This is a genomic window from Saccharopolyspora tripterygii (genome assembly GCF_054778355.1).
Genome location: NZ_BAAGZP010000018.1, coordinates 316513 through 334124, shown reverse-complemented (window position 1 = coordinate 334124; position 17612 = coordinate 316513). Strand labels below are relative to the sequence as shown.

Annotated in this window: 16 protein-coding genes; 10 read left to right on the top strand and 6 right to left on the bottom strand. The window is 70.9% G+C overall.

The window, feature by feature from the left end:
• Positions 1-78: 78 nt before the first annotated feature.
• The 3 genes from ACYVF3_RS15400 to yaaA form a co-directional block, all read right to left on the bottom strand.
• Positions 79-1569: a DEAD/DEAH box helicase gene (locus ACYVF3_RS15400; protein ID WP_461154906.1), complete on the bottom strand. Its 1491-nt coding sequence runs from the start codon at positions 1567-1569 to the stop codon at positions 79-81.
• A gap of 219 nt (positions 1570-1788) precedes the next feature.
• The gene (locus ACYVF3_RS15395; protein ID WP_461155002.1) at positions 1789-2718 is read right to left on the bottom strand and encodes a serine protein kinase RIO; all 930 of its coding nucleotides are present in this window, start codon (positions 2716-2718) and stop codon (positions 1789-1791) included.
• Positions 2719-2975: 257 nt separating this feature from the next.
• Positions 2976-3716, bottom strand: coding sequence for a peroxide stress protein YaaA (gene yaaA, locus ACYVF3_RS15390; protein WP_461154905.1), 741 nt, complete (start codon positions 3714-3716; stop codon positions 2976-2978).
• Between the two features lie 140 nt (positions 3717-3856).
• Between yaaA and ACYVF3_RS15385 the strand changes: the two genes are divergently transcribed.
• The 4 genes from ACYVF3_RS15385 (at position 3857) to ACYVF3_RS15370 (ending at position 8588) form a co-directional block, all read left to right on the top strand.
• Positions 3857-4801 (top strand): hypothetical protein, encoded by a 945-nt coding sequence (locus ACYVF3_RS15385; RefSeq protein ID WP_461154904.1) that lies wholly within the window; start codon positions 3857-3859, stop codon positions 4799-4801.
• 149 nt (positions 4802-4950) lie between these two features.
• Positions 4951-5694: a DUF4352 domain-containing protein gene (locus ACYVF3_RS15380; RefSeq protein WP_461154903.1), complete on the top strand. Its 744-nt coding sequence runs from the start codon at positions 4951-4953 to the stop codon at positions 5692-5694.
• Between the two features lie 242 nt (positions 5695-5936).
• A complete protein-coding gene (locus tag ACYVF3_RS15375; RefSeq protein WP_461154902.1) occupies positions 5937-7682 on the top strand; it encodes a proline--tRNA ligase in 1746 nt (581 codons plus the stop codon).
• An 81-nt stretch (positions 7683-7763) separates the two neighbouring features.
• Positions 7764-8588 (top strand): phosphatidylinositol-specific phospholipase C/glycerophosphodiester phosphodiesterase family protein, encoded by an 825-nt coding sequence (locus ACYVF3_RS15370; RefSeq protein WP_461154901.1) that lies wholly within the window; start codon positions 7764-7766, stop codon positions 8586-8588.
• A 166-nt stretch (positions 8589-8754) separates the two neighbouring features.
• Here the strand turns inward: ACYVF3_RS15370 and ACYVF3_RS15365 are convergent, their stop codons facing one another.
• Positions 8755-9165: a YjbQ family protein gene (locus ACYVF3_RS15365; protein ID WP_461154900.1), complete on the bottom strand. Its 411-nt coding sequence runs from the start codon at positions 9163-9165 to the stop codon at positions 8755-8757.
• A gap of 57 nt (positions 9166-9222) precedes the next feature.
• Here ACYVF3_RS15365 and ACYVF3_RS15360 point away from each other — a divergent pair, with 57 nt between their 5' ends.
• Together ACYVF3_RS15360 and ACYVF3_RS15355 are read left to right on the top strand one after the other, a co-directional pair.
• The gene (locus ACYVF3_RS15360; RefSeq protein ID WP_461154899.1) at positions 9223-10248 is read left to right on the top strand and encodes an aminotransferase class V-fold PLP-dependent enzyme; all 1026 of its coding nucleotides are present in this window, start codon (positions 9223-9225) and stop codon (positions 10246-10248) included.
• A 61-nt stretch (positions 10249-10309) separates the two neighbouring features.
• Positions 10310-11152 carry a hypothetical protein gene (locus tag ACYVF3_RS15355; RefSeq protein ID WP_461154898.1) on the top strand — a complete coding sequence of 281 codons (843 nt, stop codon included), beginning with the start codon at positions 10310-10312 and terminating at the stop codon, positions 11150-11152.
• Here ACYVF3_RS15355 and ACYVF3_RS15350 read toward each other — a convergent pair whose 3' ends face one another.
• Together ACYVF3_RS15350 and ACYVF3_RS15345 are read right to left on the bottom strand one after the other, a co-directional pair.
• A complete protein-coding gene (locus tag ACYVF3_RS15350; RefSeq protein WP_461154897.1) occupies positions 11153-11599 on the bottom strand; it encodes a ferritin-like domain-containing protein in 447 nt (148 codons plus the stop codon).
• Positions 11596-12084: a hypothetical protein gene (locus ACYVF3_RS15345; protein ID WP_461154896.1), complete on the bottom strand. Its 489-nt coding sequence runs from the start codon at positions 12082-12084 to the stop codon at positions 11596-11598. Before ACYVF3_RS15345 ends, ACYVF3_RS15350 begins: the two co-directional genes overlap by 4 nt.
• Before the next feature lie 335 nt (positions 12085-12419).
• Between ACYVF3_RS15345 and rimP the strand changes: the two genes are divergently transcribed.
• The 4 genes from rimP (at position 12420) to infB (ending at position 17573) form a co-directional block, all read left to right on the top strand.
• Positions 12420-12977 carry a ribosome maturation factor RimP gene (rimP, locus tag ACYVF3_RS15340; protein ID WP_461154895.1) on the top strand — a complete coding sequence of 186 codons (558 nt, stop codon included), beginning with the start codon at positions 12420-12422 and terminating at the stop codon, positions 12975-12977.
• On the top strand, positions 12974-14044 hold the full coding sequence (gene nusA / locus ACYVF3_RS15335; RefSeq protein ID WP_461154894.1) for a transcription termination factor NusA: 1071 nt from the start codon (positions 12974-12976) through the stop codon (positions 14042-14044). The genes rimP and nusA overlap by 4 nt, the downstream gene beginning before the upstream one ends.
• 104 nt (positions 14045-14148) lie before the next feature.
• Positions 14149-14472, top strand: a complete 324-nt coding sequence (locus ACYVF3_RS15330; protein WP_461154893.1) for a YlxR family protein — start codon at positions 14149-14151, stop codon at positions 14470-14472.
• A 92-nt stretch (positions 14473-14564) separates the two neighbouring features.
• Positions 14565-17573: a translation initiation factor IF-2 gene (gene infB / locus ACYVF3_RS15325; protein WP_461154892.1), complete on the top strand. Its 3009-nt coding sequence runs from the start codon at positions 14565-14567 to the stop codon at positions 17571-17573.
• Positions 17574-17612 lie beyond the last annotated feature (39 nt).

The window sequence follows — 17612 nt, the reverse complement described above, 5'->3', positions numbered from 1 at the left end:
GGCCCGGCGCGGTACCGCTCCAATTTCGCGCGAAATTGGAGCGGTACCGCGCCGTCGTGCGTGCAGCCGTCGCTGGAGTCAGCGAGGGGAGTTGGAGCGGCGCGGGCGCTGCTGCCCGCCCGCACGACCACCGCCGCCGGCGGATCCCCGGCGGTTGCGGTTGGCGTGGGAACCGCCGCCTCGGCGGCTCGGCTCGGTGCCTCGCGGCGCGCGCTGCGGGCGGTGCTCACCGCGGGACTTCGACGGCTGCTGCTGCCGCTGCGGAGCGGCCAGCGGCTGACCGGACGGCTCGCGAGCACCGGTGACGCGGGCGAGCTCGGCGTCCTCCGGGCGGATCTCGGTGGTGATCGCCTTGACCCCGGCCTGACCGGCCATGGCCCGGAACGCCTGCTTCTGGTCGTCGGTCACCAGCGTGACCACGGTTCCGCTGGAACCCGCGCGCGCCGTGCGCCCGGCCCGGTGCAGGTAGTCCTTCGGGTCCGCCGGCGGCTCGACGTGCACGACGAGGCTCACGTCGTCGATGTGGATCCCGCGCGCCGCCACGTTCGTCGCCACCAGCGTGCTGGTGGAGGCGTTCTTGAACTCGTCGAGGATGCGGGTGCGGGCGTTCTGGGCCTTGCCTCCGTGCAGCGCACCGGCTTCCACGCCCACCGCGCGCAACTTCTTGGCGAGCCGGTCGGCGTGGTGCTTGGTCCGCACGAACATGATGGTGCGGCCCTCGCGGGCGGCGATGCGCGCCAGCACCGACTGCTTCTCGGTCGCCGACACCAGGAACTGGTGGTGCTCCATGCTGTCGACGCTCGCCGACGGCGGCGCCAGCGAGTGCACGACCGGGTCGGTCATGTACCGCTCGACGAGCTTGTCGACGTCACCGTCGAGCGTCGCAGAGAACAGCAGCCGCTGACCGTCGGACGGGACCATGTCGAGGAGTTCCCGCACCTGCGGCAGGAAACCCATGTCGGCCATCTGGTCGGCCTCGTCGAGCGCGGTGCGCTCCACTTCGGACAGATCGCAGGTGCCCTGCCGCACGTGATCGGCGAGCCGGCCCGGCGTGGCGACCAGGACGTCCACGCCGCGCCGCAGCGTGTCGACCTGCCGGTTGAACGAGGTGCCGCCGACGACCTCGCGAACGTACAGGCCGAGGGCCTTGGCCAGCGGCTTGAGCGAATCGGTGACCTGGGTGGCGAGTTCGCGGGTGGGCACCAGCACCAGACCGCGCGGGCGCATCGGGCGCGCGCTCCCGGTCTGCAGCGCCAGCAGCGGGAGGCCGAACGCCAGCGTCTTGCCGGAACCCGTCTGGCCCCGGCCGAGGACGTCCCGCTCGGTCAGCGCGTCCGGGATGGTGGCGGCCTGGATCGGGAACGCTTCCCGCATCCCGTTGTCGTGCAGCGCGCGCACCAGGCGATCGGGCAGGCCGAGATCGGCGAACGGCGCCGGGTCGACGGCCGTCACACCGACCTCGTCGAACAGGCTCCGCTTGACCGGCTGCGCCTTGGCCTGCGGGCGACGTCGACGCGGACGTCCCTGTCCCTGCTGGTTTCGGCGTGCGGGCGTGGAAGAAGAAGGCACGAAGGAACTCCCCGGGAGGTTGGCACGTCACGGGGAGGCGTCGCGGGTCTTCCCGCGGGCGATCACGAGGACGAGCCCGGCGCGAGGCACGCGCCGATGGGTGGGCGAACGCGGCGGACGCCGCTCGCATTGCGGCCAGGTTCCGGCCGCGGACATCCCGCAGTCTATCCGACCGGGCCCGGCTCCGGTGCGGCGCATCCGAGAGCCGGGCCACATCGCTCAGCGCGCATTCGCCTCGGCTGCAAGCACAACTGCCAGCTCGTCGGGGGCGAAGCGGGACTCGTCACCGCTGCGGGAGCGGAACCACCCCGCGATGTTGCGCACGTCACGCCGCAGGTAGTCCAGGCCCTGCGGGTTGGCCACCACGTCGACCGCCTGAGGCAGGTCGATCAGCACCAACCGGCCGTCGTGCACGAGCACGTTGTAGGCCGACAGGTCGCCGTGGGTGAACCCGTGGCGGGCCAGGGCGGTGAGGGCGTCGACGAGCTGCGCCCAGAGCTCGTCGAGCTCCGCGTCGGACGGGCGCAACGCGGCGAGTCGTGGCGCGGCCGTGCCGTCCGGGCTGCCGATGAACTGCATCAGCACCTCGGTGCCGACCCGCTGCGCCGGGTAGGGGACCGGTGCGCCCGCCTCCCACAGGGCGCTGAGCACCGTGAACTCGGCCACCGCCCACTGCTGGGCGATCATGCCGCGACCGAACGACGTGCGGTTCTCGATGGCCCGCATCTCGCGGGAACGGCGCAACCGCCTGCCTTCCAGGTAGCCGCCGTCGCGGTGGAACATGCGGTGCTCGAGGTCGCGGTAGCGCTTGGCCGCGAGCAGGCACGCATCGCCGCCGGGGACCGAGCGGCGCAGCAGGTGCACGTCGGCCTCCTTGCCGGTCTTGAGCACGCCGAGCTCGTGATCGACCGCTGCCAGCTCGGTCACCAGCCATTCCGGATGCGGCTGCGGTCCGTGGCCGCCGGAATCCCAGGTGGACCAGCGGTCGGCGTCCTCGGGCAGCGGAAGCGGTTCCGACTCGTCGCGGAGATCGGCCAGGTGGCCGCGCTCCTCCTCGGTCAGCCGGCCGCGCCGCACCGGTTCGTCGTCGAAGCGACGACGCTTGGCCGCAGCGGACTTGCGCTGCTTGAACTGCTTGGTGGTGCGGATGAAATCGGGATCGTCGTACAAGACTGAGCGCTCCTCGGGCGGATTCCTCCGCTGGAGCAGCCTGTTTCAGCGCACGCGAAGCGGAGGAAGGTGGTTTGGGGTGTCACAGCGCGGGAAAATCGCGCGCACAACCGTCACTTCGGCCACCACGGCAAACCTCCTTCCCTCAGGGCGTTGTCGGGTGGGGAGGTTTTCATGAGAACTTCCCCATCGACGACCAGTGTCGAGCAGCCCGATGACCGCCCGCAACCGATTTTTCACCGCACGACGATGCAGAGCTTCCGGTCGGCCTCGCGCTCCACGTCCAGCCCGGCGCCGCTCGCGACGTCGAGCACGTCCTCGACACTCGCGGGTTCGTCCGGCGCGCAGGCCAGGGCTCGCGCCAGCCGGCCCTTGTGGGACTTGTTGTGGTGGCTGACCACCTTGCGCTTGCCCGAGGCGTCCTCGGACAGCACGCGCACCTCGACCGCTCCGCCGACCTTCGCCAGCGCCGCGTAGGCGCCCGAGCGCAGGTCCACCACCAGCTCGTCGGCCGAGGCGAGCACGGGTTCCAGCACCGGCCGCCACACGCTGCGCAACGTCCCCAGCTCGGGCAGCGAGCCGCCTCCGGAGAGCCGGTAGGCGGGGATCGAGTCCGTGCCGCGCACCAGCCCGAACAGCGCCGAGGCCACGGCCAGCCGCGCATCGGCCTGCTTGCGCTCGGCCGATTCCAGCGATCCGACGTCCAGGGCGTCGTAGAGCACCCCGGTGTAGCGCTCCAGCGCGGGGGCCGTGGGCGAGGTCCACAGCTCGGCGTTGCGCTGCACCTCGTCGGCCTGCCGCTCGGAAAGCCCCAGAACGTCCAGGCTTCGTGGAACATCACCGGCCAAAGTGGACAGAGCGTCGACCAGCGCGCGCCGGGTCTCGTTCAACTCCGGGTGCGACAGGTTCGCCAGCGACAGCGGCGCTCCGTCTCCACCAGCGGCTTTCGTCTCCGAAGGGGGCAGCAGAACCAACACGGCCCCAGGGTACTCAGGCCGCACCGCGCCTCCGACGCCCGATCAGCGCGGCTCGGAGGCGCGGTGGGCAGCCGTTGTCCCCGCGCGGCGGGCGAGGTGGGGGACACTGGTGGCGCACACCCAGCCCCTGGAGGAACGAGATGGCCTTCACCCCGCAGACCTGGCCCGGCCGGGTCATCCCGGCGGACCGGGAGCAGGCCGAGCTGGCCACCAGGAAGCTCTTCGGCGAGCTCTTCCCAGGTCACCCGGTGACCTCGGAGGCCGTCGCGATCCTCAACCGCTGGTTCGACGCGGGCTGGTGCGTGGATGCGATCAAGGTCGCCCTCGACAACCTCCCGGAGGGCCGGGAGGGTTTCCAGCCGCGACGGGGTGACCGGGAGTCGCCGGAGGACTTCCTGGTCCGGCGGTTGCGGAAGTGGTTCCGCGATGCCGACGACGACCTCGAGCGCAACGCGCGGCTGGCCCCGCCCCGAGCCGGGCAGTCGCTGGACATGCACCTGCGGCTCAAGCGCCAGCAGCAGATCAACGACGGGCTCGTCACCCGGCCCCGGCAGCTGTCCGCCGCCGGGCAGCAGGCCCGCGAGCAGGTGCGGGAACGCGCGAGCAGGGGTCGCCCGGACGCGATCGCCCGTGCCCGCGCCCGGGATGCCCGCGTGCAGCGGGCGATGGACGCGCTCGACGTCGAAGTGCCGCCCGCCCACGCCGAGAACGGCCCGAGCGCACCGGACGATCGGCGCGGGTCGCAGCTGGTGGCCGCGTACGCCGCGCGGACCGCGACGGTCCGCAACGACCCGACCGTGCGCCGCATCCTGGCCCGGCTCACCGAGGAGCGCCGCCGCCCGAACGCGCAGGAGACCACCATCCTCCGGCGCGCCGTGCGCGGCGCCCAGCAACGCGCGAGCCTCGGCACCCTCGACGCCGCGACCGCGGACTCCACCAACGCGGTCCTGGGTGAGGACGCGCAGCGGGTCCTCACCTACCTCGACCACGCCATGAACTCCGGGCTGACCCTCGACCAGACCCTCGCCCTGATGCACACCCAGGTCGAGGCAGTGACGGAACACCCGCAACCCGACCAGCAGTAGCCCGCCCCGCACCACGACCAGTGCTCGGCCGAACGGCCGCGGACAAGATCGCCCGAACGCGAACTCGTTCCGCCATTCCGCGGACGGCGGGCCATGTTCGCACGGTAATGTCCTGACCTCGAAGAGTAACTTCCCTGAAGGAAGAGGTCATGACGACTTCGGTTCACACGCCTCACCAGGCTCCGGTCCAGCCGCGCAACGGAATGGGAACCGCGGCACTGGTTCTGGGCATTCTCGGACTGCTGCTGGCCTGGATCCCGATCATCGGTTTCATCGGGTTCATCTTGGGCGCGCTCGCGATCGTCCTCGGGATCGTCGGCATCGTGCGGGCTCGCGGTGGACGCGCCACCAACCTCGTCGTCGCGGCTGTCGGCACCGGTCTCGGCGGCCTCGCGTTCGTCCTCAGCATCGTCGTGTTCGGACTGTTCGCCACGGCGGTCAACGAGCAGATCAACGCTCCCGGCTCGGTCGTGGGGACCGGGATCACGCAGGGAGAACCGGCGGAACCGACGATGATCGCGTTCGGGCAGGGCCACACCTGGAGCGGCGGCGAGACGGTGAGCCTCTCCGCTCCTCGCGAGTTCACCCCGAACAACCCTTACCTGCAGGCGCCTTCGGGCAAGCGGTTCGTCTCGGTGGACGTCGCGGTCAAGAACGGCACCAGCCAGCCGTACCAGGTGATGCTGGCGCAGCTGACCGCGCAGCACTCCGGCCGCGTCGCGCAGGAGAACTTCGTCGCAGGCGATCCGCTGCCCAACACCGAGATCCCGCCCGGCGGCGAGGTCGCGTTCACCAAGGTCTGGGAGGTCGACCAGCGGGAAGGCGACCTGCAGGTGTCGGTGAAGCCCAGTCCCTTCGCCGGTCAGACGGTGTTCTTCCAGGGCCGCTTCTGATCATCGCCGGTGAGCCCCGGTGCGACTCGATCGGTGGAAGTGCGTTTGCCCGCCGGGGTGATCTCGGCGGGCGGGGGAGGGCTGGGGCGACAGGTGTTCGGATGGGGTGGAAATGGTTTGACCTGGTTGTTCGGGGTTGGGGAGGATGGCGGGATCGGGTGGTTCGACCGCGCAGCGGTGCTGGTCGGGGCGGTCGCTACCCTGCCTGTATTCCCATCGGGCCGAACTAGGAGCCAGTAGCCGTGATCACGAGGATGTCGACGTTGTTCCTGCGTACCCTGCGCGAGGATCCGGCCGACGCCGAGGTGCCGAGCCACAAGCTGCTCGTGCGGGCCGGCTACGTGCGGCGCATCGCGCCGGGCATCTACTCGTGGCTGCCGCTGGGCCTGCGCGTGCTGCGGCGGGTCGAAGAGGTCGTGCGCGAGGAGATGGACGCCATCGGCGCGCAGGAGATCCACTTCCCCGCGCTGCTGCCCAGGGAGCCCTACGAGGCGAGCAACCGCTGGACCGAGTACGGGCCCACCCTGTTCCGCGTCAAGGACCGCAAGAACGCCGACCTCCTGCTCGGGCCCACCCACGAGGAGCTGTTCACCCTCACCGTGAAGGGCGAGTACAGCTCCTACAAGGACTACCCGGTCATGCTGTACCAGATCCAGACCAAGTACCGGGACGAGGAGCGTCCCCGCGCGGGCATCCTGCGCGGCCGCGAGTTCGTCATGAAGGACTCCTACTCCTTCGACATCGACGACGAGGGCCTGTCGCAGTCCTACCAGCGCCACCGCGACGCCTACATCAAGCTCTTCGACCGGGTCGGCCTGCGCTACGTGATCGTGGCGGCCACCTCGGGCGCGATGGGCGGCTCGGCCTCGGAGGAGTTCCTGGCCGAGAGCCCCACCGGTGAGGACACCTTCGTCCGCAGCACCGACTCCGGTTTCGCCGCCAACGTCGAAGCCGTCGTCACCCCCGCGCCGCCCGCGGAGTCCATTGAGGACAAGCCGGCCGCGGAGGTGCACAACACCCCGAACACGCCGACGATCGACTCGCTGGTCGACTTCCTCAACGCCAACACCGACCGCAAGTTCACCGCTGCGGACACCCTGAAGAACGTGCTGGTCAAGACCCGCCGGCCGGGTGCGAAGGAGTGGGAGCTGCTGGCCGTCGGCGTTCCCGGCGACCGCGAGGTCGACATGAAGCGCCTCGAAGCGTCGGTGGAACCCGCCGAGGTGTCGCTGCTGGAGGAGTCCGACTTCGCCGCCAACCCGTTCCTGGTCAAGGGTTACATCGGGCCGAAGGCGCTGCAGGACAACGGTGTTCGCTACGTCGTGGACCCGCGCGTCGTCGAGGGCACGGCCTGGGTCACCGGTGCCGACCGGACCGACCATCACGTGATCGACCTCGTCTGCGGCCGCGACTTCACCCCGGACGGCACCATCGAAGCCGCTGAGGTGCGCGAAGGCGACCCGTCGCCCGACGGCCAGGGCACCCTGGTGACGGCCCGCGGCATCGAGATCGGGCACATCTTCCAGCTGGGCCGCAAGTACGCCGACGCGTTCGGCCTCGACGCGCTCGGCCAGGACGGCAAGCCCAAGCGGATCACGATGGGCTCCTACGGAGTGGGCGTGTCGCGCCTGGTCGCGGCCATCGCCGAGCAGACCCACGACGACATGGGCCTGGCCTGGCCGCGCGAGATCGCACCCGCCGACGTGCACGTGGTCATCGCGGGCAAGGACGAGACCGTCCGGGCGCGCGCCGAGGAGATGGCCGCCGAGCTCGACCGGGCAGGCGTGCAGGTGATCCTCGACGACCGCACGGTCTCGCCCGGTGTGAAGTTCGCCGACGCCGAGCTCGTCGGCATCCCCTCGATCCTGGTCGTCGGCAAGGGCCTGGCCAACGGTGTCGTCGAGATCCGCGACCGGATCTCCGGCGAGCGCACCGAGGTCGCCGCCGACGACGCGGTGGCCAAGCTCGTCGACGTCGTCCGTGGCTGATTCTGGTCAGCGCACGCCCTGACCAGGGCGATCGCACTAGCCTCCGGTGGTGATCAACTGATCACCACCGGAGGCTTTGTCATGCGGTCCCTCTCACGTTTCCTCCTGCCCGCGCTGGCGGCGCTCACCCTGATCGCGCCCGCCGCTGCCAGCGCCGCACCGGCCGTCGCCGAGCCGTTGGCCCAGGCCCACGCGCACAACGACTACCTGCACGAACGCCCCCTGCTGGACGCCCTGGACCACGGGTTCACCAGCGTCGAAGCCGACATCTACCCGCTGGGCGACTCGCTGCTGGTCGGTCACGACCCGTTCCAGCTCCGCCCCGATCGCACCATCGAATCGCTGTACCTGGACCCGCTGGTGGAGCGGGTCAACGCGGATGGCCTCTACCCGGGGCACGACGTGAAGTTCCAGCTGCTGGTCGACTTCAAGACCTTCGGCGAGGACGGCTACAAGCGGTTCGACGAGATCATGCGAGACCCCAAGTACGCGGGCCTGTTCACCCACTACGAGAACGGCACCGTCACCGAAGGACCCGTCACCGTGGTGATCTCCGGTGAGAAGCCGACCGAGTTCATCGAGGGCCAGAACGACCGCTACGCGTTCCTCGACGGTGGTGTCGGAGGCTCGATCGGCGCCGATCCCGCGCTCGTGCCGCTGGTCTCCGACGACTGGACGCAGGTGTTCAGCTGGAACGGCTCCGGCGACATGCCCGCCGAGGAGCGCGACGAGCTGGAGCGGATCGTCGACGACGCGCACGCCGCCGGTCAGCGAGTCCGCTTCTGGGCCACCCCCGACGACGCGGGTGCCGAGCGCGACGCCGTGTGGAAGGTGCTGGAGGAGGTCGGCGTCGACCACATCAACACCGACGACCTCGCCGGACTCCAGGAGTTCCTGAGCAGCTGACACGAGGAGTTCCCGGGCGGACGACACGTTCCGTCTCTCGTGGGGGTGGGGAAGTTTTCATGAAAACTTCCCCACCCCCCACAAGAGGTCCCGACATCCGACGACCTGATCGGACTTCCGCCGAGTCCAACCGAGTCCAACCGAGTTCATTCGACGTCGTTCGGCCTCACCCCGCCAGGAAGCTCAGACGGACCTTCCGGACCGGGTTGTCGACGTTGGTGTCGACCAGGCAGACCGACTGCCAGGTGCCCAGCGCCATCCGCCCGCCCAGCACCGGGATCGTCGCGTAGGGCGGCACGAACGCGGGCATCACGTGGTCGCGACCGTGGCCCGGTGAGCCGTGGCGGTGCCGCCAGCGGTCGTCCGCGGGCAGCAGGTCCCGCAGCGCCATCAGCAGATCGTCGTCGCTGCCCGCGCCGGTCTCGATGATCGCCAGACCGGCGGTCGCGTGCGGCACCCACAGGTTGAGCAGCCCGTCGGCCGCTCCGGCCGAGCTCAGGAACCGATCGCACTCGTCGCGCAGATCGCGCACCGCTTCGCTGCTGCCGGTGCGGATCTCGATCTCTTCGCTGTGCATGCCTCAACCGTAGGCAGACAGGACCGCAGCGGCCCGATCGGTGCGAGGATGGTGACCATGCGGAAGGCTTTCGACGCGGTTTTCGACGTTCCGGACGGCTACCTCAACACCGCCAGCATCGGCATCCCGCCGACAGAGACCGTCCGGAAGGTCTCCGAAGCCGTCCGGCGCTGGGGCAGCGGCCTGGACGGGCCCGGCGATTTCGACTCCCACGTCGCCACCGCCCGCGAGGCCTTCGCCCGCCTCATCGGCGTCCCCGCCGACCGGATCGCCATCGGCGCCAGCGCCTCCCAGGTCGTCGGTCTGGTCGCGGCCAGCCTGCCCGACGGCGCGCGGGTGCTGGTGGCCACCGACGACTTCACCAGCGTGCTGTTCCCGTTCGCCGCCCAGTCCGGACGCGGGATCACCGTCACCGAGGTCGACCTCGACGAGATCGGCGACCGCGCAGCGGAATTCGACCTCGTGGCGGTGAGCGCCGTGCAGTCCAAGGACGGTCGCATCGCCGATCTCGAAGCCCTCGAACTGGCCGGGCAGGAGCGCGGCACCCGCGTCCTGCTCGACGTCACGCAGGCGGCGGGCTGGATGCCGCTGCGGCTGGACTGGGCGGACTGGGTCGCGGGAGCCGGTTACAAGTGGCTGATGGCCCCGCGCGGTTCGGCCTGGCTGGCGGTGCACCCCGATGCGCCGCGACCCGTTCCGCACAGCGCCAACTGGTACGCCGCGGAGGACCCGTGGGAGGCCACCTACGGGCTGCCGCTGCGGTTGGCGGAGGGCGCTCGCGGGCTGGACATCTCGCCGGTGTGGCTCGCGCAGGTCGGCGCCGCCGCGTCGATGGAGTGGCTGGCCCGCCTGAACCTCGACGAAGTCGCCGCGCACTGCAGCGGCCTCGCCGACGGGTTCCGGGCCGAGCTCGGGATGCCCGCGGAGGGGTCCGCGATCGTGTCCGTGACCAGCCCGGACGCCGTGGAGAAGCTGACCGCGGCGGGGGTGGCCTGCGCCAGCCGGGGCGGCAGCGCGAGGGTGTCGTTCCACCTCTACAACACCGCCGACGACGTCGAACGGGCGGTCCGTGCGCTGCTCTGATCAGCGCAACAAGGCATCGGGTTGTCCGTCCCGTAATCCGGAACCGCTACCGTAGGCACTCGTGTCAGACCGACAGGGTGTGCCCGAGGGCATGACGGGAGCACGCGACAACACGCAGCGTGATACCGCCCCGCTGCGGCGGGACAACTCCCAGATCAGGCAGGACCGCCAGGTGGCCGCACCGACCCCGGACCACGCCACCAGGCCGGTGATCACGCATTCGCCGACGCCGCAGCAGGCACCTCACCAGGCGCCTCCGCAGTCCTACCCGGGCACCAGCAGACAGGCCGCGCCGTTGCCCCCGCCGCCGCCACAGCAGCAGCCGCGGGGCGTCACGCCGATGGGCTGGGCGCTGCGCGGACTCGTGCTGGTGCTCGTCGCGCTCGTGTCCGGCCTCATCTGGAGCGCCATCAAGCCGGATGACGAGCAGGAGGCGGCCGCGCCGCCGAAGCTGCGCTACGACTTCACCCTCGTCCGCAAGGAAGAGGCCTTCCAGGGCTGCAAGAACGTCTCCAACGACGACATCCAGAGCTACTTCGGCAAGCAGGAGTGCGACCACCTCACCCGCGCGCTCTACACGACCACGCTCCCCGACGGCCGCCGCGTGCTGACCTCGGTGATCACCGTGCTGATGCCGACACCGCAGTTCGCCGCCAAGCTCAACGAGCTGACCACCAAGGACGGCACCGGCAACATCCGGGACCTGGTGGACGACGAGCGCGACGGCACCAACGACATGCCGGACCTCGACGACGCCGCTTACGCCTCGGCGCGGCAGGACCGGCTGGTCGTCATCGGTGACTCGGCGTACTTCGGCAAGACCTCGAAGCAGGACCCGACGCTCAGCGACGTCACCAACGAGGCGCTGAAGCTCGGCTGGCCGCAGGACCAGGCCCCGCGCTGATCAGGAGGGCCGGCCGGGGAAGTTCTCGACGGCCGGCTGCCTGCCGACGGTCAGCCGCCAGCGGGTGGCCCTGGTCGCCGAGGTGGTCAGGCCGTCCAGCGCGAGGCGGCGCAGGCCGGGGTCCTCGGAGTTGTCCAGCACCGAGCGCCAGCCGACCTGGCAGTCGCCCTCGGCGGTGATCAGCAGCTCGATCGCCTGCTTCTGGTCGCCCACGTCGCCGACGGCGTAGGCGGGTTGCGCCGGGGTGGGGGTCAGACCCGCCTGGCGCATCGCCTCCTCCGCCTGGTCGCGCAGCCGGAGGTGCTGGTCGGTCGCTTCCTCGATCGCGGCGCGCACCCGCGCCTCGCCGACGAAGGCGTTGGCCAGGCCGTGGACCCACATCGCCGCGTGCTCCGCGCCCAGCGCGTCGCCGAGCGCCTGGGCGGCCTGATCCGAGAGCTCGCTCATCCGAGAACCTCCTGAAGGCTCGCGCAGCTGGCCGACACCGAAGCGACCAGGCCGGCTCGGTGGGAGGGCAGCGCGGGGACGAGCGCCGCCGACTCCTCCTGCCCCTGGCGCATCGCGGAGCGCAGCGCCTCCGCCGCGGCACCGGCCGAGGACGGGGCCTTCCGGGGACCGGGGTCGGGGACCGACGGCGGTTCGTCCGGGTCGCGCGGCGTCACCCGGTCGATCTCCTGCTGCAGCGCGGTGGCGTGCGCGGTCCGCGCCGCGGCCAGCTCGCGCGCCGAATCCGCGATCCCGGAGTGCACCCGGGCGATCGCGTTGGCCAGCGCGGCATCGGCCTTCGCGGCGGTCGCCAGGGGCAGCAGCCGGTCGGGCTCCTCGTCCCCGGAGCTGCACGCGGCGAGCGCGGCCGCGGCGGGCGCGGCGGCCAGCAACCGCAGCACGCGCCGACGCGGGAGGACCGGCAGGGATGCGCGGGGGAGTTCCACGAAGATCTATCCTGCCAGGCACCCGGACGATCGCGTTCCAGTGGTCGTCGTGCGCTGCCCCCGTGTCGCGGGCGCAGCGGCCACGACACGGGGAGGGGCAGCGCAGCGGCGCGCCGAGGCCCGCATCCGCTCAGCGATCGGTGATCCGTTCAGGGTCCCCGCCAATCCGCCGATCGTTGGGGTCCCGCGTCGCGCTCGGGTGCGGGACGACGCGATACCCTGGGCGACCGCGGCCGGGGACGATCGGACGTGGGCCGTTCGCGCCCGCAGGTCGGCCCGGGTCGCGACGCATGGGGCCCGAACGAGGCCACGAACCGAAACCTAGGAGTGCCAACGTGTCCAGCCCGCCGCGCGGTGAGATCACCGCGCAGCTGGAGCCCGTCGTCGCCGAGGCCGTCGCCGAAGAGGGCTTCGACCTCGAAGAGCTCGACGTGCAGCAGGCCGGTCGTCGCCGGCTGGTCAAGGTCGTCATCGACTCCGATGACGGTGTCGGCCTCGACGACATCACCGAGGTGAGCCGCTCGGTCGCCAAGGTCCTGGACGCGCACGAGCACGTGCTGGCCGGTTCCTACACGCTGGAGGTCACCTCTCCCGGCGTCGACCGGCCGCTGACCAAGCAGCGACACTGGAAGCGCGCCCGGAACCGGCTGGTCAAGATCCGGCTGGTGGACGGCGAGAAGCTGGTGGCGCGGGTCGGCCGAGCGGATGATGAGAACGTGCAGGTGCTGGTAGGCGCTGAGATCCGCCAGGTGGCCTACCGTGATGTGGAGCGCGCGGTGGTCGAGGTGGAGTTCCAGCAGCCACCGGCGGAAGACCTGGTCAAGCTGGAGCGGGCTGCGAGCGGCGTTTCCCAGCAGGGGGACGACCGGGAAGACACGGAGGAGTCGAGGTGAACGTCGACATCGCGGCGCTGCGGGCGATCGAGCGCGACAAGGACATCCCGTTCGAGACGGTCCTTGAAGCGATCGAATCGGCCCTGCTCACCGCTTACCGTCACACCGAGGGGCACCAGCCGCACGCGCGGGTGGAGGTCGACCGCAAGACCGGCATCGTGCGGGTCATCGCGCACTCCCTCAACGCCGACGGCAGCGTTTCGGAGGAGTGGGACGACACCCCGGAGGGGTTCGGGCGGATCGCGGCGACGACCGCGCGGCAGGTCATCCTGCAGCGGTTGCGCGACGCGGAGCACGAGCGGACCTTCGGCGAGTTCGCCGCCAAGGAAGGCGAGATCATCGGCGGCGTGATCCAGCGCGACGCGCGGGCCAACTCGCGCGGCATGGTGATCGTCCAGATCGGTGACAGCGAGGGCGCCATCGCCGCGGCCGAGCAGGTGCCGGGCGAGAACTACGAGCACGGCACCCGGATCAAGTGCTACGTCTACGGCGTCGCGCGCAGCGCCCGCGGGCCGCAGATCTCCTTGTCGCGCACCCACCCGAACCTGGTCCGCCGGCTGTTCGCGCTGGAGGTCCCGGAGATCGCCGACGGCACCGTTGAGATCCCGGCGGTGGCCCGCGAGGCCGGGCACCGCTCGAAGATCGCGGTGCGCTCGACGGTCAGCGGCGTCAACGCCAAGGGCGCCTGCATCGGGCCGATGGGCGCCCGCGTCCGCAACGTGATGAGCGAGCTGGGCGGCGAGAAGATCGACATCATCGATCACTCGGAGGACCCGGCGACGTTCGTCGGCAACGCGCTGTCGCCGGCCAAGGTCGTCTCGGTCGAGGTGGTCGACGAACGCACCAAGACCGCGCGGGTGATCGTGCCGGACTTCCAGCTGTCGCTGGCGATCGGCAAGGAAGGTCAGAACGCGCGGCTGGCGGCCCGGCTGACCGGCTGGCGGATCGACATCCGCAGCGATGCCGACCCGTCGTCGCCGACCACCACCAGCGGTCAGGCGCCCGTGCAGCCGACCGGGCCGGACCCGGCGGTTGAGGGACTGCCCACCGTGGGTTCGGCCGAGTGACGCCCTCGGGTTAGAATCGTTAACGAGGCTCGACGCGAGGGGAGCGATCAATCCACACGAGGCAATCCGGGAATGGTGAACGCCATGCGCCGGTTCGTACGTGTGTGGGTTGTCGTACTCGGACGTCGGCCGTTGAGCTGCTACGTGTGGTGGCTGAGGTCGGTGGTTCGGGTCCCCTCGCGGTTCCCGATCCGCGGCATCGGCGACCGGGTCGGGGAGCCTGGCTGCACCCTGATCCGGCTTGCCTTCGTCTGGCCGAACGGCGCCGGGCTTTTCCGCGGGCACTTCGAGTGCCGGGATCTCTCGACACCTCAGCCGTGCAACACCACTTGAGTGCCGGGCACCCGCCTGCGGCGGCTCAGGACATGACCGACGCGGGATCCGTCCCGCGCCAGGCAACCGAAGGAAAGCAGGTCGACCCGTCATGAATCAGCCGTGAAGCTGAAGCCATGAACGCGCATCGGCGATAGGACGAGGTCGTGCGGGACTGCCGCCCGGCCTCACCCAGATGAGGAGAGCAGTGGCAGGCAAGGCCCGCGTGCATGAGCTCGCTAAAGAGCTCGGTGTAACCAGCAAGGAAGTTCTGAACAAGCTCGCCGAGCAGGGCGAGTACGTCAAGTCTGCGTCCTCCACCGTGGAAGCCCCGGTGGCGCGCAGGCTCCGTGACGCGTACGCCAAGTCGTCGAAGAAGAGCGGCGACAGCGGCAAGCCCGCTCAGAGCGAGCCCAAGGCGGCCAGCGCCGGATCCTCGGCGCCCAAGCCCGGCCCCAAGCCCGGCCCGCGTGCCGAGGCACCCAAGCCCGGCCCCAAGCCGGGTCCGAAGCCGACCCCCAAGCCCGAGCCCGAGCCGCAGGCGGCGGAGCCGGCTCCGGCCGCCGAGCCCAAGGCCGCTGAGCCCAAGGCCGAGGCCCCCAAGGTCGAAGAGCCCAAGTTCGAGCAGCCCAAGGCCGACAAGCCCCAGGGCGACGCCAAGCCCGCGCCCAAGCCGGGTCCGAAGCCGGGGCCCAAGGCTCCGAGCGGTCCGAGCGGCGAGGGTGACGCCGGTGCGCGTCCCAAGGCTCCCAAGCCCGGTCCGAAGCCCCCGCGCGTCGGCAACAACCCGTTCGGCGTCGGTCAGGGTGCTCCGCAGCAGCGCCCGGGCCGTCCCGGTCCCGGTCCGCGGCAGGACCGCGGTGGCCAGCAGGGCCCCGGTCGCGGTCGTGACGACCAGCGCCGCGGCGGCGGTCAGGGTGCCGGTACCGCTCCGGCCGGCGGCGGCAACAACGCCCCGCGCGGCGAAGGCGGCGGCGGTGGCGGCGGCGGTTCGCGCCCGAACCCGGGCATGATGCCTCCGCGTCCGAACCCGGGCATGATGCCTCCGCGTCCGGCCCGTGGCGGCCCCGGCGGTGGCCCGGGTGGCGGTCGCGGTCGTGGCGGTCCCGGCGGTGGTCCCGGTGGCGGCGGCGGTGGCCGCGGTCCCGGTGGCGGCGGTCGTCCCGGCGGCGGTGGCGGTGGATTCCGTCCCGGCGGTGGCGGCGGCGCTCCGGGTGGAGCTCCGGCCGGCGGCGGCTTCCGCGGTCGTCCCGGCGGCGGTGGCCGTCCGGGCGGTCCCGGTGGTCGTGGCGGCACGGCGGGCGCCTTCGGCCGTCCCGGCGGTCCCGCGAAGCGCGGTCGCAAGTCGAAGCGGCAGAAGCGCCAGGAGTACATGGAGAACATGCAGGCGCCGTCGGTCGGCGGCGTCCGCCTCCCGCGCGGTAACGGCGAGACCCTTCGCCTGCGCCGCGGTGCTTCGCTGACCGACTTCGCCGAGAAGATCAACGCCAACCCGGCTTCGCTGGTGCAGGCGATGTTCCACCTCGGTGAGATGGTCACCGCGACCCAGTCCGTCTCCGACGAGATCCTCGAGCTCCTCGGCCAGGAGATGAACTACAAGGTCGAGATGGTCTCGCCCGAGGACGAGGACCGGGAGCTGCTGCAGTCGTTCGACATCAGCTACGGCGACCCGGGCTCCTCCGAGGAGGAGCTGGCAGCCCGTCCGCCGGTCGTGACCGTCATGGGTCACGTCGACCACGGTAAGACGCGACTGCTGGACACCATCCGCAAGGCGAACGTGCAGGCCGGCGAGGCCGGCGGCATCACGCAGCACATCGGTGCCTACCAGGTCGTCACCGAGCTGGAGGGCAACGAGCGGCCCGTCACCTTCATCGACACCCCTGGTCACGAGGCGTTCACCGCCATGCGTGCCCGCGGTGCGAAGTCGACGGACATCGCCGTGCTGGTGGTCGCCGCGGACGACGGCGTCATGCCGCAGACGGTCGAGGCGATCAACCACGCCCAGGCCGCAGGTGTGCCGATCGTGGTCGCGGTCAACAAGATCGACGTCGAGGGTGCGAACCCGGACAAGATCCGCCAGCAGCTGACCGAGTACAACCTGGTGGCCGAGGAGTACGGCGGCGAGACGATGTTCGTCGAGATCTCCGCCAAGCAGGGCACCAACATCGAGGCGCTGCTGGACGCGATCCTGCTGACCGCCGACGCGTCGCTGGACCTCCGGGCCAACCCGGCTATGTCGGCGCAGGGTGTGGCGATCGAGGCGCACCTGGACCGCGGTCGCGGTCCGGTGGCCACGGTGCTGGTGCAGCGAGGCACGCTGCGCGTCGGTGACTCGGTCGTCGCCGGTGACGCCTACGGCCGCGTTCGCCGCATGATCAACGAGAACGACGAGGACGTCTCCACGGCGACCCCGTCGCGGCCGGTCCAGGTCATCGGCTTCACGTCGGTGCCCGGTGCCGGTGACTCCTTCCTGGTGGTCGACGAGGACCGGGTCGCCCGGCAGATCGCCGACCGCCGCGGAGCCCGCATCCGCGAGGCGCAGAACGCCGCCAAGCGCAAGCGGGTCAGCCTCGAGGACCTGGACAAGGTGCTCAAGGAGACCAACCAGCTGAACCTGATCATCAAGGGTGACAACTCGGGTACCGTCGAGGCGCTCGAAGAGTCCCTGATGAAGATCGAGGTCGGCGACGAGGTCGAGCTCCGGGTCATCCACCGCGGCGTCGGTGGCATCAACGAGTCGGACATCAACCTCGCCACCGCGGAGAACACCATCGTCCTGGGCTTCAACGTCCGGGCCGAGGGCAAGGCGGCCGAGGTCGCCAACCGCGAGGGCGTCGAGATCCGGTACTACTCGGTGATCTACCGCGCCATCGAGGACATCGAGCAGGCCCTCAAGGGCATGCTCAAGCCCGAGTACGAGGAAGTCGAGCTCGGCCGCGCCGAGATCCGCGAGGTCTTCAAGTCCTCGAAGGTCGGCACGATCGCCGGTTGCATGGTCACCGACGGCATCGTCAAGCGGAACGCGAAGGCGCGCCTGCTGCGGGACAACGTGGTCGTCGCCGAGAACCTCACGGTCAACTCGCTGAAGAGGTTCAAGGACGACGCCACCGAGGTCCGCGACGGGTTCGAGTGCGGTCTCACCCTGGGGTCGTACAACGACCTCAAGGTCGGCGACATCATCGAGCCGTACGAGATGCGCGAGAAGCCTCGCGACTGACACCGCACCTGCGCAGGGGGTCCGCGACGGACCCCCTGC

What these genes read in the sequence shown, in the direction of transcription:
- ACYVF3_RS15370 (WP_461154901.1), top strand. Translation starts at nt 7,764, where the DNA reads ATGCGGTCCCTCTCACGTTTCCTCCTGCCCGCGCTGGCGGCGCTCACC.
- ACYVF3_RS15350 (WP_461154897.1), bottom strand. Translation starts at nt 11,599, where the DNA reads ATGAGCGAGCTCTCGGATCAGGCCGCCCAGGCGCTCGGCGACGCGCTG.
- ACYVF3_RS15385 (WP_461154904.1), top strand. Translation starts at nt 3,857, where the DNA reads ATGGCCTTCACCCCGCAGACCTGGCCCGGCCGGGTCATCCCGGCGGAC.
- ACYVF3_RS15365 (WP_461154900.1), bottom strand. Translation starts at nt 9,165, where the DNA reads ATGCACAGCGAAGAGATCGAGATCCGCACCGGCAGCAGCGAAGCGGTG.
- ACYVF3_RS15360 (WP_461154899.1), top strand. Translation starts at nt 9,223, where the DNA reads ATGCGGAAGGCTTTCGACGCGGTTTTCGACGTTCCGGACGGCTACCTC.
- ACYVF3_RS15380 (WP_461154903.1), top strand. Translation starts at nt 4,951, where the DNA reads ATGACGACTTCGGTTCACACGCCTCACCAGGCTCCGGTCCAGCCGCGC.